This window comes from Nakamurella sp., assembly GCF_048594475.1.
In the GTDB taxonomy this organism is placed as follows: Bacteria; Actinomycetota; Actinomycetes; order Mycobacteriales; family Nakamurellaceae; genus Nakamurella.
Map to the genome: position 1 here is coordinate 1 of NZ_JBMDXT010000258.1, position 15477 is coordinate 15477.

Sequence of the window (15477 nt, forward strand, 5' to 3'; positions counted from 1 at the left end):
TCCGCGTCGGCGGGACCGAGATCGTGTTCCTGCTCGACGGCTGACCCGGACCGCCGGCACCCCGGTCAGCGGGGACGGTCGGCGGTCGGGACGTTCGCCGCCGTGCCGGCCGGGACCGCCGACCGCAGGGCGTCGAGCAGCGGCTTGATCCGTCCGGTCTTGAGCACGAAGTAGTCGCTGCCCGCGGACAGCATCGCCTCGACCACGGCCTGCTCCTGGCGTCCGGAGTACGCCACGATCGTGGTCCCCGGCGAGATGGTCTTGGCCGACCGGGCCGCGTCGACCCCACCGCCGCCGGGAATGTTGACGTCGAGGATGAGCAGGTCGGGCCGGTGCCGGCGGACCTGATCCGCGCAGGTGTCCAGATCCCATGCCTCGCCGACCAGGGTGATGTCCGTGCAGTGCCCCAGGACCTGGCGCAGTGAGTTGCGGATCTGGGCCCGGTCGTCGCAGATCACGACCGACCGCGGCCGGCCGGGGTGGGGTGCCGGATCGGGCGCGGTCACCGCTCGGTCCCGTCGTCCGGCCGGTCGGCCCCGGTTCGATCGGTCCGGTCGTCCGGGTGTCCGGACGGGTCGGTGGACAGGCGCAGGATCACGACGGTTCCCTCCCCGGGACTGCTCCGCACATCGAGAATGCCGCCCTCCGCGGCGGCGCGTCCGCGCATGGTCGCCATGCCCAGATGGCCAGGTCCGGCGTCCAGACTGGAGGTGCCCACCCCGTCGTCGCGCAGCGTCACGGTCACCGCCCCACCGGCCTCCGCCAGGTGGATCCGGACGTGCGTGGCCCGGGCATGCTTGCGGACGTTGGTCAACGCCTCCCGCATGATGCGCAGCACGGTCACCTGACGCGGCCGGCTCAGCCCCACGCGATCCACCCCGGTGACCTCGACGTGCGCACGGCCGTCCAGCACCAGCACCCCGTCGGCGAGCCGACGGAGCGCGGGTCCCAGGCCCTGTTCGAGCGCGTCGCTGATCTCCGGCGGGGTCAGCGCGGTCACCAGCGTGCGCAGCTCCGTGATCGCCTCCTCGAGGAGGTCGACGAGCCGACCCGCCTCCGCCGCGGCCGTCGGACCGTCGAGCGGCCCGGCCGGGCCGGCGGGTTCGTCGAGACGGACACCCAGAGCGTCCAAGCGCATGGTCGCGGCCACCACCAGCTGCATCGGTCCGTCGTGAATCGCCTCGGCCAGCATCAGCCGTTCGCGTTCCTCGACCCGGGACAGCTGGGCGAGCAGCTCGCGTTGGTCGGTGGTCAACCGGCGGACGCGGTCGGCGATGGTCCGGCCGCCGTCGTGCGCGCGCTCCAGCAGGCTCCGCACCCGGCTCTCGCCCAGGGCCGCGCCGACGCGGTCGGCGAGAACCTGCAACAGGTCGTCGTCCCCGGCCTCGAACGGCTGATCGGGATCGAGCCGGAACGCCCGGACGAAGCCGTGGACCTCGCCGTCGTGGCGAACGGGGGCCGAGATGAAATGGGCCACCGACGGGTGTGCCGGGTGCCCGGTCTGCCGTTTGTACTCCAGACGCCAGCTCGGGTTCCCGATGCTCGAGTAGAGCCGGGCGGACGGTTCCTCGGGATCGAGCCGGGCGGGCGGCGGGATCCAGGCGCGCACCGACCCGCGCACCGCATCATCCGGGTGGACCGGGCCGTCGGTCACCGCCTCCGAGAGCAGGTTCAGGTCGGGTGACCCGTCGCGCAGGGTCACGACCCGGACCAGACTCTCCCCGCCGAGCGTCGCGCGGGCCAGATCGGCGATCTTCTGGATGCTCGCGACCTGATCGTCCGTGCTCTGCGCGAGGATGTCGCTGACCCGGCGAAGCAACTGCGTCCGGTCCTGCGCGGCCTTAGCGCGCATGCGTTCTCCGGCCACCGCGGCCGTGATGTCGACATGCGTGACCACCGCTCGCACCAGCCGTCCGGCGTCGTCGACGGCCGCGGTGAAGGCCCCCTGGGCATCGCGGATCGCGCCGGTCGCCGGCTGCCGCAACCGGTACCGCACGCTCGCTCGTCCGCCCGAGCGCAGCACCGGGTGGTACGCGTCGCGGACGGCGGCCCGGTCCTCGGCCAGCACGAGCGACTCCCAGCCCGTCGGCACCAGCTCGTGCGCCGGCGCGCCGAACAGCGTCGAGAGTTCGGTGTCGACGGTCCATCCGTGGATCCGGTCGTAGGTGGCGCTGCCGACCTGGGAGAGCCGCCGGATCTCGTCGAGCAGGCTGCTCCGGCGCAGGTCCTCGGTCACCTCCTGGTTCGTCATCAGACCGGCGATGGGCCGGCCGCCCGAACCGGTGATGGGATGGCACGTGATGCGGTACTCCAGGCCGTTCAGCGGGCTCAGGAAGTCGATCGTCGACTCCTCGCCGGCCAGCGCGCGCCGCAGGAGGGGGGCCAGCTCGTCGACGGACTCGCCGAGGATGTCGGCGAGGTGCTGACCGACCATCGCCCGGGCGTCGAACCCGGCGCGATGCAGCGGCCGACCCCCGGCGGCCACCACCCGCAGCTCGCTGTCGTACACGATGGTGCTGATGTCCGGGAGGCCATCGGCGATCTGCCGGACCAGGTTGCCCACCGAGTCGGTGGTCACGGAGTCGGCCGCCGGGTCGGCCAGCCGCAGCAGTCGCAGGTGCGGCGCCGGCCGGGCCGGTCCGGCCGGGCGGGCGGGATCGGAGAGGCCGGCCGGCGGCAGCCCCGGGATCAGGTCCGGGATCAGGGCCGGGTCGAAGCCGGCGCCGATCAGCGGGCGGCCGATCGGGTCGCCGGCCCCGGACTGGGCGACGGCCAGACCGTTGGCGCCGCGGACGATCCCGGCCTCGTCGACGAGCAGGAGCGGGACCGGGGCCAGATCGAAGGCGATGGCCAGGGAATCGGTGAACGGCGGGCCCAGATCGATGGTGCCGGGCACACCGCGGCCGGGCTCGTACGACTCCATCGGTCCCCCTGACCCGGTGTCCCGGCCGGCTGGCGAGAACGTCCACCGGCCTTGTCCGCGGATCCGAATCCCCGACCATCACACCCGCATTACGACGGAGAGTAACATCGGACAACAGGGTGTGAAACACCCCTAGGGGTGGAAAGGTGGGCGCGCGGGCCGGTCAGCTCCGACGTCGCCGCCACGGGCGATCGCGGACGAGGTCCAGCACCTCGTCGGCGGGCAAGGCCCGGGCGAAGTGCCAGCCCTGGCCGGTGTCGCAGCCCAGGGCGCGGACCCGATCGAACTGGTCGGCGGTCTCGACCGATTCCGCGGTCACGGTCAGGCCCAACAGGTGGGCCAGCTGCACCACCGTGGCCATGATCGCCAGATCGACCTCGTCGCCATCGGACCCGGCCGGGTCGACGTTGGGCCGGCCGGGTCCGGTCAGGAACGGACCGGCCAGCTTGAGCGTGCGCACCGGCAACCGCCGCAGGTAGGCCAGGTTGGAGTAGCCGGTGCCGAAATCGTCGATGGCCAGCCGGATCCCGAGACCGGCGAGATCGCGGAGCACGGCGAGCGACTCGGGCGTGGTGCCCATGAACTCGCTCTCGGTGAGTTCGATCTGCAGCAGCTCGGGCGGGCACCCGGTCTCCCGCAGGATCTGCGCGACGTCCTCGACCAGGCCGGGCTCGCGGGTCTGGCGGGCGGCCATGTTGACGCTGATCAGCAAAGACAGGCCGGCGTCGCGGCGCCACCGGACGGCCTGACGGCAGGCCTGAGCCAGGACCAGCCGGCCCAACGGGACGACCAGCCCGGTCTCCTCCGCGATCGGGATGAAGTCGGCCGGCATCAGGCGGGTGCCGTCGGGCAACCGCCAGCGCACCAGCGCCTCGACGCCGATCACCTCCTCGTCGGCCAGCCGCACCAGGGGCTGGTACTCCACGACGAACTCGCCGTTGCTCAACGCCTCGGGCATCCGGGCGGAGAGGCCGAATCGCTGCACGTCCTCGCGGTGGCGGGTGGCGTCGAACATCGCGTACCGGTCGCGGCCGTCGGTCTTGGCCCAGTACATCGTGGTGTCGGCGGCGCGCATCAGCTCGGCCGAGCCGGTCAGTCCGCTGGGCACCTGATGCACGATGCCGACGCTGGCCGACACGATGATGCGGTGGCCCTCCAGGTCGACGGGCCGGCGGACGGCCTCGATCGCGGTGCGGGCGACCTGTTCCAGGACGTCGGTGCCGGTGGGCTGGGTCACCAGGATGACGAACTCGTCGCCGCCCATCCGGGCGACCAGGTGCCCGTCCCGGCCCAGCTCGTCGCCGAGCCGCCGGGCCACCGTGCGCAGCAGATCGTCGCCCAGGTGGTGGCCCAGGGTGTCGTTGATCGCCTTGAAGTCGTCCAGGTCCAGGTAGCAGACGCCGACCGTGCTCCCCTCGGGGGTGTGGTCCAGGGCCGCGTCGAGCCGCTCGAAGAACAGGGTCCGGTTGGGCAGTCCGGTCAGCGGGTCGTGGGTGGCCTGATGGGCCAGGCTCATCTGCAGGTTGTGGCGCTCGGTGATGTTCTCGATCATCGCCACCATCAGCCGCGGGGCACCCGCGTGGTCCCGCACCAGTGACAGCACCAGGTGCGTCCAGAGCTGATCGCCGTTCTTGCCGTAGTACTCCTTCTCGATCCGGACGTGGTCGACCTCCCCGGCCACCATCGCGTGCACCTGTTCCCACACCCCGGGAGCGTCGTTGGGGTGCAGGAATTCCCAGATCGGCCGGGCCCGGAACTCCTCCGGCGTGTAGCCCATGATGTCGCACAGGGCCTGGTTGACCTCCAGGATCGTGCCGTTGAGGTCGCTGACCCCGATGCCGAACGCCGACGAGGCGAACACCGCCTCGAAGCGCGCCTCGCTGTCCCAGCGGGCCTGCTCGGCGGCCGCCCGCGCCCGGAAGGCCGAAGCGCTGATGCGCTCCTGCTCGGCCAGCGTCCGCATGCGCAGGGCCTGCGCGTAACCGGTCGCCACCGCGGACAGGACCTGCGAGGCCCGCTCGGGTCGGAAGGTGGACTCGGGCAGGGCGTGCAGGTGCGTGGCCAGCCGGTTGAGCGTGCGCTCGAGGGCGTCGACGTCGGTGAAGTGGGCGTCGACCAGGATGGCGCCGACATCGCGGACCGGCCCGCCGTCGAACTCGGCGGCGCGCATCGCCTCGATCACCATCTCCGCCGGAGCCTGCAGGAAGCCGCGCAGCGTCCGGCGGTTCATCGAGATGTGGCTGGTCCCGGCCAGCGCGTCCGCCCAGACCGCGGCCAGGTCGCCGGCCGCACCGCCGGTGGCCCCGGGCCCGGTGCGGTGCGCGGGCACGGCCGCGGCGGTCATGCCGACCCCGGTCCGGCCGGTCCCGTCCTCCCGACCGCTCGGGGGGCGGTCCGGTGCGGCCTCGGCCCGGTCCATCGCGACTCCCGGCCTCCTACGCCCAGCACGATCACACCGCCGCGTCGCGCCGGCCGACCCCGCACAGACCCGGGTAACCGGAATCCACGTCCGGCGGGATGTCGTCGTCGGACTCCGGGTGCCACAGCGGGATGGGCACCACCCCCGGCTCCAGCACGGTCAGCGACCCGAACAGTTCGCTGACCTCTTCGTGCGACCGGAAGCGCATGGGATTTTTCGAGTTGCGGTAGATCTCGGCGACGTCGGACATATCGCGGCGGCCGTCCGAGCGGGCGTGACTGAGCACCAGGTAGCTGCCCGGCACCATCGCGTCGAGGTAACCGGCCACCACGTCGGCCGGCCGGCGCTCGTCGCCGACGAAGTGCAGCACCGACACCAGCAGCACCGCCACCGGCCGGTCCAGGTCCAGCCCGCCCTCCGCGACGGCATCGCGCAACACCTCCTGGGGTGCGCACAGGTCGCCGCTGAGCACGGTGACGCCGGGCAGCGATCGCACGATCTCCCGGCTGTGCAGGACGGCGACGGGATCGTGATCGACGTAGACGATCCGCGCGGTGGGGTTCACCGCGAGGGCGACCTCGTGCACGTTGCCGACGGTCGGGATGCCCGAGCCGAGATCGAGGAACTGGTCGATCCCCTCGGCGCTGAGCCGGGAGACGACCCGGCGCAGGAACGCGCGGTTGTCCCGGGCGGTCTGGACCAATTCCGGGAACTGGCCGAGGACCGCGCGCCCGAACGTGCGGTCGGACTCGAAGTTGTGCGATCCGCCGAGGTAGAAGTCGTACACGCGGGCCACGCTCGGGCGCGTCGTGTCCACCTCGGGCGGCGCCCAGTGCGGTCGGTTCATGCCACGTGCTCCCGAATCATCCACGTCTGCGCCGATAGCCCCTTCAGGTGATCGCTGCTCGGCAAATGGTCGCCGGAGCCACCGTTCGCGAGCGCGACGGTGTCCATCTTAGGGCCGATGGCGGGGTCACTTGCCTCGAATGGCCCAACCAAATCGAGTCAATCTGACAACCCGATCAGGACCGGATAGTCGACCGAGCGTCACGCCGGACGGCATCGGCGGGGCCGACCGGCGGCCGGGCGGGTGGTGCCGGCGCCGGCCGGTGATCATGCCGTGACCCGTTGGCTCGGGGCGGCCGGCCCAAGTGGTCCGGTCCGGGTGGTCCGGCCCGGGTGGTCCGACCCCGGGGGGTCCGACCCCGGGGGGCCGCCGGGTCAGCCGGTCGGCTCGGGCACGGCGAGCAGGGCGTTCTCGACGACCTCGGTCAGGGCCGGGTGGATCCAGTACTGGCCACGGGCCACGTCGTGCGCCCGCTGGCCGAAGGACATGGCCTGCACCAGGGGCTGGATCAGCGATGCGGCCTCGGGCCCGATGAGATGGGCGCCGAGCAGCAGGCCGGTCCGCGGGTCGACGAGCACCTTGGCGAATCCGGTGGTGTCCTCGCGGGCCCAGCCGGCCGCCGTATTGCCGTAATCGCGCCGGCCGACGACCACCTCGATACCGCGGGCCCGGGCCTGCTGCTCGGTCAGGCCGACCGAGGCGATCTGGGGCTCGGTGAAGACGGCGGCGGGCACGAACCGGTGGTCGGTGGTGATCCGCGCGTCCGGGTGGGTCAGGTTGTGCCGGACGACCCGGGCCTCGTGGTTGGCCACGTGCTTGAGCGCGTACGGCGAGCTCAGGTCGCCGAGCGCGTAGATGCCCGGCACGACGGTCTCCTGGTACTCGTCGACGACCACCCGGTGCTTCTCGTCGACGGTCACCCCGGTCGCCGGCAGGTCCAGCAGATCCGAGTTGGGCCGGCGGCCGGTGGCGATCAGCATCATGTCCGCATCGACCGTTGTCTCCCCGTACGGACTCTCCAGGAACACCCGGACGCCGTCGGGAAGTGGCTTGACGCCGCAGATCTCGGTGTCGCGGCGCAGGTCGTACCGGTCCTGCACGTGCTGGGTGAAGGTGGTGGCGACGTCGTCGTCGTGGTGCCGCAGCAGCCGCGAGCCGCGAACCACCTGGGTGACTCGGGTACCGAACGAGTCGAAGATGTGCGCGAACTCCGCGGCGATGTACCCGCCGCCGACCACTACGATCCGCTCCGGGCGCCGGTCGATCCGCATGATGGTGTCCGAGGTGTGCACCACCCCGTCGCCGACGATGTCCTCATCCAGTCCGGGAATGTCCGGGATGACCGGCCGGCCGCCGGCCGCCAGCACGAACCGGTCCGCGGTCAGCTCCACCCGGCCGCCGTCGACGAGCGAGACCGCCATCTGCTTGAACCCGGTGAAGCGGGCGGTGCCCCGCAGCATCTCCAGGTTCGGCCACTTGTCGCCCTGCCGGTACTCCAGCCCGTGTGCCGAGATCTCGTCGATGCGGCTGAAGATGCGGTCCCGCAGCACGGCCCAGTCGACCGGAGCCACCGTGGCCATCAGCCCCAGACGCTCGGCGCGGACGACGGCGTCGGCCAGGTCGGCGGGGTAGACGAAGCTCTTGGTCGGGATGCAGCCCACGTTCAGGCACGTGCCGCCGAACGTGCCCGATTCGATCAGCGCAACGCGTTGGTCCCGGAACTCCCGGCCCAGGATGGTGTTGCCCGAGCCGGACCCGACGACGACAAGATCGAAGTGCATGGGGCCAGGCTACGACGGGCCGGTGCCGGGGCGATCCGGCGACCCGGGACCACGGGCGGCGCCCGGCCCGGCCGGCCCGCCCTCGCCGCCCGGGCGGGGGGCGAGGGCGGGCGGGCCGGAGGGTCAGTAGGAGAACACCGGGGTGATGATCGCCCGGGCCAGGGTGTGGAACACCAGGTTGAACGCGACCACGGTGGGCGAGGCGCCCGCGTCCGGCCCCAGGGTCGGGACGTCCACCGCGTGCACCACGAAGAAGTAGCGGTGCACCTGGTCGCCGGGGGGCGGGGCGGGCCCGTCGTATCCGGCCGTCCCGAAGTCGTTCCGGACGTGGAACGACCCGGCCGGCAGGGCGCCACCGGGGCTGCCGGCGCCGCGCGGCAGGTCGGTGACGGTCGCCGGGATGTCGACCAGGGTCCAGTGCCAGAAGCCGGCCGGCGTCGGCGCGTCCGGGTCGAAGCAGCTGACCACGAACGAGGCGGTGTCGGCCGGGAATCCCGACCAGGACAGGGCGGGCGAGAGGTTCCGGCCGCCCGGCGCGTCGGGGCCGTAGCGGAACTCGGGCGCGACCACCTGGCCGTCGGCGATGTCGGCGCTGCTGACCGTGAACGAGCCCACCGTGGGCAGCAGGGCGTAAGGATCCGGGGTGACGGGTCGATCCAGACTCATGCACACTCCTCGAACTGAGGCGGAACGGGACCGGTCCGGTGACTGCGGGCCGCCGTCCGGCGTCGGTCCCGGCATTCAACCATCGCCGGCGCCGGCCGGGTCGGCTCAGGTGGGCACGGCCAGGCCGCGCAGCCGCAGCGCCAGCACCTCCGGATCGGCGGCCAGCACGCCCCGCCGCGCGAAGAACCCGGCGATGTTCCGGCAGTCCCGCACCAGGAACTCCGCCCCCGACGGGTTGGCGACCAGGTCCACCGCCTGTGGCAGATCGATGACCACGCACTGCGATTCGCCGGTCGGCCGGACGTCGACCAGGACGTTGTAGGGCGACAGGTCACCGTGGGTCAGGCCGGCCTCGGCGATGATCTCCAGGGTGCCGACGAGGTCGTGCCACAGCTCGGTGAACTCGGCCGTCGTGGCCTCCACGGCGGCCAACCGCGGGGCCGCGACCCCGTCGGGGCCGCCGACGAACTCCATCATCAGTTCGCTGCCGATGAGCTGTACCGGGTACGGCACCCGGGCCCCGGCCGACCACAGGGTGCCCAGGGCGGCGAACTCGGCCGCGGCCCACGTGCCGGCCAGCAGTTCCCGTCCGAACCCGGTGCGGGCGGCCATGGCCCGGGTCTCCCGGGAGCGGCGCACCCGCCGGCCCTCCTGATAGCCCGCGTCCCGGTGGAACAGCCGGTGCTCGGCCGACCGGAACGTCTTGACCGCCAGCAGGCAGCCCGGACCGCCGGGCAGGGCCCGCTCCAGGAGGCCGACGTCGGCCTCCTTGCCGGTCTTCAGCACGCCGAGCCGGGTGTCCCGGGCGGCCAGCGCGGTGATCAACCAGTCGGGCACGGGGCCCGGCCCATGGGTCGCGACATCGTAACTGGAGTACGGACTGTCGTCCTGGTCATGATCGGTGTCGAGCTCGGGGGACAGGTGACCGGACTTGCCCTCGGCCACCAGCCGGGGACGCGGATCGGCCACCGGGCGCGGGCCGCGCGCCGGCCGCCGGTCGAACCGGTCGAGCAGGTCGTCGATCTCGTCACCGTCGGGATCGTCACCGTCGGGATCGTCGTCCGGGTCGGGATCGAGATCGGGGTAGCGATCGGGATCGGCACCCGGATCGGCGTCGAACCGGCCGGCACCGGGGGTGCGGCCGGGGTCGGCCCGGCCGGCCGATCGGCCGGACCGGTAGGAATCGGGCAGGTGGAAGCGAGGCACGTCGGGGCTCCTGGACGGAAGGGGTCGCCCCGGGGCCGCGGTCGGCGGGTGCCGTGGTCAGCGGGTGACGGGGCGGGACGGGGACAAGGGCGGCGGGCTGGTGCGCGCAAGGACGGTCATCTCGTCATCCCTCCCATCGGTGTGGCGTCGGTCGGCGGCCGGGATCCAGGGTGTCGTGGCCGACCCGGCGGCGTCAATCGAATATCGGCCGGCCCGGGAATGCCGAAAGGCGGCCACCCCGTCAGGGTGGCCGCCTTGGGCGTCCAGCTCGTTCCGCGTCGATCGCGGTGCGATCAGCCGGCCTTGGGCACCGTCAGGATCAGGGCATCGCCCTGGCCGCCGCCGCCGCACAGGGTGGCCACGCCGGTGCCGCCGCCACGCCGCTGCAGTTCCAGGGCCAGATGCAGCACCAGCCGGGCGCCGGAGGCGCCGATCGGGTGACCCAGGGCGATGGCGCCGCCGTTGACGTTGACCTTCTCCTCGTCCAGACCCAGGGCCCGGGCCGATGCGATGCCCACGCACGCGAAGGCCTCGTTGATCTCCACCAGATCGAGCTCGGTCGGCTTGAGACCGGCCTTGTCGCAAGCCTTCTGGATGGCGCGGGCCGGCTTGTCCTGCAGGGTGGAGTCCGGGCCGGCGATCGAGCCGTAGGCGCCGATCTCGGCGATCCAGTCCAGGCCGCGGCGCACGGCCTCGTCCTTGTCCATGACGATGACGGCGACCGCGCCGTCGGAGATCTGGGACGCCGACCCGGCGGTGATGGTGCCGTCCTTGCGGAACGAGGGGCGCAGCCTGGCCAGGCTCTCGGCGGTGGTGTCGGCGCGGACGCCCTCGTCGGTGTCGACGACGACCTCGCCCTTGCGCCCGGCGATGACCACGGGCTCGATCTCGGCCTTGAAGACACCGGCGGCGATCGCCGCGGCGGCCCGCTGGTGGGAGCGGGCGGAGTAGGCGTCCTGCTCCTCGCGGGAGACGTAGTCGAGGTCGTTGGTCGCCTCGGTCAGGTCGCCCATGCCGATGTCGGTGAACACGTCGTGCAGGCCGTCGTGGGCCAGATGGTCGACCATCGTGACGTCGCCGTACTTGAACCCGGCGCGTGACCCCATCAGCAGGTGCGGGGCGCGGGTCATCGACTCCATGCCGCCGGCGACCACCGTGGTGAACTCGCCGGCGCGGATCAGCTGGTCGGCCAGCGCGATGGCGTCCAGGCCGGACAGGCAGACCTTGTTCACGGTGATGGCGGGCACGTCCATCGGGATGCCGGCCTTGGCGGCGGCCTGCCGGGCCGGGATCTGGCCGACGCCGGCCTGCAGCACCTCGCCCATGATCACGTAGTCGACGTCCGAGCCGGCCAGTCCCGCACGCTCGAGCGCGCCCTTGATGGCGATGCCACCGAGCTCGGCCGCCGAGACGGACGCCAGCGCGCCGTTGAACCGGCCGATGGGGGTTCGGGACCCGGCGACGATGACAGACGACGGCATGGAGACCTCCGCAGGTTCCTGGTGCGCGATGAGGGCGCGGGTTCGGGCCGGGGCGGGCAGGCGGGCCGTCGCAGGTGAGCGATCAGATGCGGCGAAAGGCCTGTGCCGTCAGGCATTACGCCTCGGGCTGGATGTTAACGGCACTTCTCTTTGCAGGTTAGCTTTACCCTCAGCTAACCGGCTAAGGGTGTAGATGTGACGGTCGTCACACTGACTCGAACCGAACGAGGTGCGCGTCCGTCCGTACCGGGGATCAGACCAGACCGCTGAGCAGCGCCCGCACCCGGCCGTCCAACGCGCTCGGGCGATCCGCCGGAGCCGGGGCGTCCGGGCGAGCGGTCTCCGGATGGGTCCGGCCGGCCGGCGGCGACATCCGGGTCGCGTACGCGGTTCGGTGCCGCGTCTCGTGGCCGGGGCGGGCGGGCTCGGGCAGGCTCGGCCGGATCGCCGGGGCGATGGCCCAACGGTCGTCGGGCGGGAACACCAGCGCGTCGGAGGCGCGGACGGTGCGGGCATCGCTCTCGCACACGTGCGGGGAATGGGCGCCCAGCGGAGCGGCGCGACCGATGACGGAGGCGACCACCCGGCCGTCGCCGCAGGACCCGGCCAGGTCCAGCGCGTGCAGCCAGCGGGCCAGTGCGCACGGGCCACAGAGCAGGCAGTCGTCCGTCCGCCGCAGGACCACCGGCTCGGCGCCGGCGCGCCGGATGGTGGCCCGCCCCTCGCGGACGTCGATGTCGCCGACGGTGAGCTCGGCGATCGCGGTCGCCGGCAGCTCGGCCCGGCGGGCCAGGACGAGCAGGGCCCGATCGCGGCGGCCGATCCAGCCGCTGGTCCAGCCGTGCGAGGGCAGGTCGCGCAGCACCGCGTCCACGGAGCGGCTGCCGCCGGCGGCCGGCGGGCGAGCGCCGGGGATGCGCGGGGAGGGGATCGGGCTTCGAAGGGCACTACCACTCGTCGCCATGGCGTCCTCTGTGGGTCGGCGCGTCCGGTGGGCCCACGGGACCGCGTGCCCGACTACCGATGTTAGCTGAATTCGAGCTAACCGCGCGTCGACCGGACTGTGACCGGCGCCATGCGCGGCGGCGACCAGCCGGTGAACGACATCGTTGTCCCCGGTGACGCCGAGGTGGGCCGTCCGGGCCGGATCGACGTCGGAACCGCCTCCGAGAGAGGCTGTTCGAGGAGTGGTCGACGGCGGCCGGGGTCCGGGGTGACGAGAAGTGTTGCGCGATGGGACGTGTGGGCGAACATGGTGTCGCTCAGATGATCTCGATGCTCAGCGGTGCGGTGCGCCGCCCGCCGGACCCGATCGGACGCATCGGCGGTCGCCCACGGTCACCTCCGGACGGCGGCCGGCGGCCGTTCGGGTGGGACGGGGTCGGTGCGGCCGCCGGCGGCCGTTCCGGCGGCCGGACCCGCCCGCTTCCTGCCCGTCAGGTCCGTCCGGTCCGGTCATCGGCGGCGAGCCGACCGGGCCCGGGACCGGCGACCGCGCCGCTCCCGGGCCCGGGACGGATAGGCTGGCCCGCGCGCCGGGCCGGATCGGGTGCGGCGCAGGCCACCGACCGTGGAGTACCCGAGGAGCCCTGCCAGTGATCACACGGCTGTCCACCCTGTTCCTGCGCACCCTGCGCGAGGACCCGGCCGACGCGGAGGTGCCCAGCCACCGGCTGCTCGTCCGGGCCGGATACATCCGGCGGGCCGCCCCCGGGATCTACAGCTGGCTGCCGCTGGGCTACCGCGTGCTGCGCAACGTCGAGTGCATCGTCCGCGAGGAGATGGATGCGATCGGTGCGCAGGAGGTGCATTTCCCGGCCCTGCTGCCGCGCGAGCCCTACGAGGCCACCGGCCGCTGGACCGAGTACGGGGACAACCTGTTCCGGCTCAAGGACCGCAAGCAGGCCGACTACCTGCTCGGGCCCACGCACGAGGAGATGTTCACCCTCCTGGTCAAGGACATCTGCTCGTCCTACAAGAGCCTGCCGCTGGCGCTCTACCAGATCCAGACCAAGTACCGGGACGAGGCGCGGCCGCGGGCCGGCATCCTGCGCGGCCGCGAGTTCGTCATGAAGGACTCCTACTCCTTCGACGTGGACGATGCCGGGCTGGAGGCCTCCTACCAGCGGCACCGGGACGCCTACATCCGCATCTTCGACCGGCTCGGGCTGCGGTACGTCATCGTCGCGGCGATGTCCGGGGCGATGGGCGGCTCGGCGTCCGAGGAGTTCCTGGCCGACTGCGTCAACGGCGAGGACACCTACGTGCGGTCGCCCGGCGGCTACGCCGCCAACGTCGAGGCGGTGACCACGCCGGCGCCCGATCCGCGGCCGGTGGACGGGCTGCCGGCCGCCCACGTCGAGGACACCCCGGACACGCCGACCATCGAGACGCTGGTCGCCCACAGCAACGCGGAGTTCCCGCGGGCCGACCGGCCGTGGACCGGCGCGGACACGCTCAAGAACGTGCTGGTGATGCTGCGCCACCCGGACGGCACCCGCGAGCCGCTGGCCATCGGCCTGCCCGGTGACCGGGAGGTCGACCTCAAGCGGCTGGAGGCCCAGGTCGCCCCGGCCGAGGTGGAGGCGTTCGTCGAGGAGGACTTCAAGAACCACCCGCTGGTGGTCAAGGGGTACCTGGGCCCCGGGGTGCTGGGCACCGACGGCCCCACCGGCATCCGGTACCTGCTCGACCCCCGGGTGGTGACCGGCACCGCCTGGATCACCGGGGCGAACGAGCCCGGCCGGCATGTCTTCGGGCTGGTCGCCGGGCGCGACTTCACCGCCGACGGCGTGGTCGAGGCGGCCGAGGTGCGGGCGGGCGACCCGGCGCCGGACGGATCCGGGCCGCTGAGCCTGGCCCGGGGCATCGAGATGGGGCACATCTTCCAGCTCGGCCGCAAGTACGCCGACGCGCTGGACCTGCGGGTGCTGGACGAGAACGGCAAGCTGGTGACCGTCACCATGGGTTCCTACGGCATCGGGGTGTCCCGGGCGGTCGCCGCGATCGCCGAGAGCTCCTACGACGAGCGGGGCCTGATCTGGCCGCGGGAGGTCGCGCCGGCCGACGTGCACGTGGTGATGGCCGGCAAGTCGGCCGAGATCCGTGACACCGCCGAGCTGATCGCCGCCGGGTTGGACGCGTCGGGGGTGACCGTCATCCTGGACGACCGCAACGCCTCCGTCGGGGTCAAGTTCGCCGATGCGGAGCTGCTGGGCGTGCCGACCATCTGCGTCGTCGGCAAGGGCGTGGCCGGCGGCGTGGTCGAGGTGCGGGACCGGGCCACCGGGGAGAAGACCGAGGTATCGCTGGCCGAGGTGGCCGAGCACCTGCGCGCCGTCGTCCGCGGCGGCTGACGCACCCACGGTCGAGGCGGTGCCGCCGTCGGGCGGTGCCGGCCTCCCGCCGCCGGCCGGGTGCCGCGGGGCGATCCGGGCCGGCGAGCAGGGTGTGCGGGCGGCGCCGGATCAGTTCTGGCCGGGGAAGGCGATGGTCGGCGGCGCGATGCCGGCGACCTGCTTCCACATGGCCAGGCGCACGGCGGCCTCGGACAGGCCGGTGAGGGCGAAGCCGCGGACCTCGGCGTCGTCGGTCGAGCCGATCACCACCCGCCAGGCGGCGGCCACGTCGGACTCGATGTCCTGGGCCAGCTGCCAGGCCGAGTTCTGGTCCTGCACGTCCACCGCCACCTGGTACGCGGCCGCCGGTTCGGGCGCGGCGGCGCCGGCCGCGGTGAGCCGGGCGGCCGTCGCGTCCCGGCGCAGCAGGTGGCCGGAGCGGGCGTCCGCGACCATCGACGACTGGTCGCGCGCGTGCGCCGCGACCAGCGCGTAGGCCCAGACGGCGGCCTGCTCGGCGGTCAGGGCGGACTGCATGGCGGCCTGCGCGTCGGGGCTCAGCGGCCCGGGCGGTGCGGTGCTGATCGGTGTGCTCGGCGCCGCGGCCGAACCCGAGGTCGGGGCCGAACCCGAGCCGGACGCGGCGGGGGACGGCGATCCCGGGGTGGGGGACGGGCTCGTCATACCAGCACCGCCCGGTGGCTGGCCAGGGAGGCGGCGATCGTCCCGTACAGGGCGGCCCGGTAGCGGGAGGCGGTCGAGATCGCGTCGGTGAACTGGACCTGCGCGGTCGCGGCGTCACCCCGGACGGCCGAG

The 15477-nt window shown here is 73.1% G+C and carries 11 protein-coding genes; 1 reads left to right on the top strand and 10 read right to left on the bottom strand.

Annotation, left to right across the window (positions count from 1 at the left end):
• Nucleotides 1-65: 65 nt before the first annotated feature.
• From ACOJUF_RS11895 to ACOJUF_RS11935, 9 genes are all read right to left on the bottom strand, one after another.
• Nucleotides 66-506 carry a response regulator gene (locus ACOJUF_RS11895; RefSeq protein WP_420122058.1) on the bottom strand — a complete coding sequence of 147 codons (441 nt, stop codon included), beginning with the start codon at nt 504-506 and terminating at the stop codon, nt 66-68.
• Nucleotides 503-2923, bottom strand: a complete 2421-nt coding sequence (locus ACOJUF_RS11900) for a PAS domain-containing protein (protein ID WP_420122059.1) — start codon at nt 2921-2923, stop codon at nt 503-505. Before ACOJUF_RS11900 ends, ACOJUF_RS11895 begins: the two co-directional genes overlap by 4 nt.
• A 163-nt stretch (nt 2924-3086) precedes the next feature.
• Nucleotides 3087-5342 carry a putative bifunctional diguanylate cyclase/phosphodiesterase gene (locus tag ACOJUF_RS11905; RefSeq protein ID WP_420122060.1) on the bottom strand — a complete coding sequence of 752 codons (2256 nt, stop codon included), beginning with the start codon at nt 5340-5342 and terminating at the stop codon, nt 3087-3089.
• Nucleotides 5343-5373: 31 nt separating this feature from the next.
• Nucleotides 5374-6189 carry an SAM-dependent methyltransferase gene (locus ACOJUF_RS11910; RefSeq protein WP_420122061.1) on the bottom strand — a complete coding sequence of 272 codons (816 nt, stop codon included), beginning with the start codon at nt 6187-6189 and terminating at the stop codon, nt 5374-5376.
• A gap of 374 nt (nt 6190-6563) precedes the next feature.
• Nucleotides 6564-7970 carry a mycothione reductase gene (locus tag ACOJUF_RS11915; protein ID WP_420122062.1) on the bottom strand — a complete coding sequence of 469 codons (1407 nt, stop codon included), beginning with the start codon at nt 7968-7970 and terminating at the stop codon, nt 6564-6566.
• Between the two features lie 123 nt (nt 7971-8093).
• Entirely contained in the window at nt 8094-8636 is a 543-nt protein-coding gene (locus tag ACOJUF_RS11920) for a YbhB/YbcL family Raf kinase inhibitor-like protein (RefSeq protein WP_420122063.1), read from the bottom strand.
• A gap of 105 nt (nt 8637-8741) precedes the next feature.
• Entirely contained in the window at nt 8742-9659 is a 918-nt protein-coding gene (locus tag ACOJUF_RS11925) for a serine protein kinase RIO (protein ID WP_420122068.1), read from the bottom strand.
• A gap of 476 nt (nt 9660-10135) precedes the next feature.
• Nucleotides 10136-11323, bottom strand: a complete 1188-nt coding sequence (locus ACOJUF_RS11930) for an acetyl-CoA C-acetyltransferase (protein ID WP_420122064.1) — start codon at nt 11321-11323, stop codon at nt 10136-10138.
• Between the two features lie 253 nt (nt 11324-11576).
• On the bottom strand, nt 11577-12287 hold the full coding sequence (locus tag ACOJUF_RS11935) for a hypothetical protein (protein ID WP_420122065.1): 711 nt from the start codon (nt 12285-12287) through the stop codon (nt 11577-11579).
• A 631-nt stretch (nt 12288-12918) separates the two neighbouring features.
• On the opposite strand from ACOJUF_RS11935, the gene ACOJUF_RS11940 reads away from it, so the two are divergent.
• Nucleotides 12919-14679 carry a proline--tRNA ligase gene (locus tag ACOJUF_RS11940; RefSeq protein WP_420122066.1) on the top strand — a complete coding sequence of 587 codons (1761 nt, stop codon included), beginning with the start codon at nt 12919-12921 and terminating at the stop codon, nt 14677-14679.
• A 111-nt stretch (nt 14680-14790) separates the two neighbouring features.
• Here the strand turns inward: ACOJUF_RS11940 and ACOJUF_RS11945 are convergent, their stop codons facing one another.
• Nucleotides 14791-15345, bottom strand: a complete 555-nt coding sequence (locus ACOJUF_RS11945; RefSeq protein ID WP_420122067.1) for a DUF4439 domain-containing protein — start codon at nt 15343-15345, stop codon at nt 14791-14793.
• Nucleotides 15346-15477 lie beyond the last annotated feature (132 nt).

Coding starts and splice junctions, on each gene's coding strand:
- ACOJUF_RS11910 (WP_420122061.1), bottom strand. CDS start 6,189: ATGAACCGACCGCACTGGGCGCCGCCCGAGGTGGACACGACGCGCCCG.
- ACOJUF_RS11915 (WP_420122062.1), bottom strand. CDS start 7,970: ATGCACTTCGATCTTGTCGTCGTCGGGTCCGGCTCGGGCAACACCATC.
- ACOJUF_RS11920 (WP_420122063.1), bottom strand. CDS start 8,636: ATGAGTCTGGATCGACCCGTCACCCCGGATCCTTACGCCCTGCTGCCC.
- ACOJUF_RS11930 (WP_420122064.1), bottom strand. CDS start 11,323: ATGCCGTCGTCTGTCATCGTCGCCGGGTCCCGAACCCCCATCGGCCGG.
- ACOJUF_RS11905 (WP_420122060.1), bottom strand. CDS start 5,342: ATGGACCGGGCCGAGGCCGCACCGGACCGCCCCCCGAGCGGTCGGGAG.
- ACOJUF_RS11945 (WP_420122067.1), bottom strand. CDS start 15,345: ATGACGAGCCCGTCCCCCACCCCGGGATCGCCGTCCCCCGCCGCGTCC.
- ACOJUF_RS11935 (WP_420122065.1), bottom strand. CDS start 12,287: ATGGCGACGAGTGGTAGTGCCCTTCGAAGCCCGATCCCCTCCCCGCGC.
- ACOJUF_RS11900 (WP_420122059.1), bottom strand. CDS start 2,923: ATGGAGTCGTACGAGCCCGGCCGCGGTGTGCCCGGCACCATCGATCTG.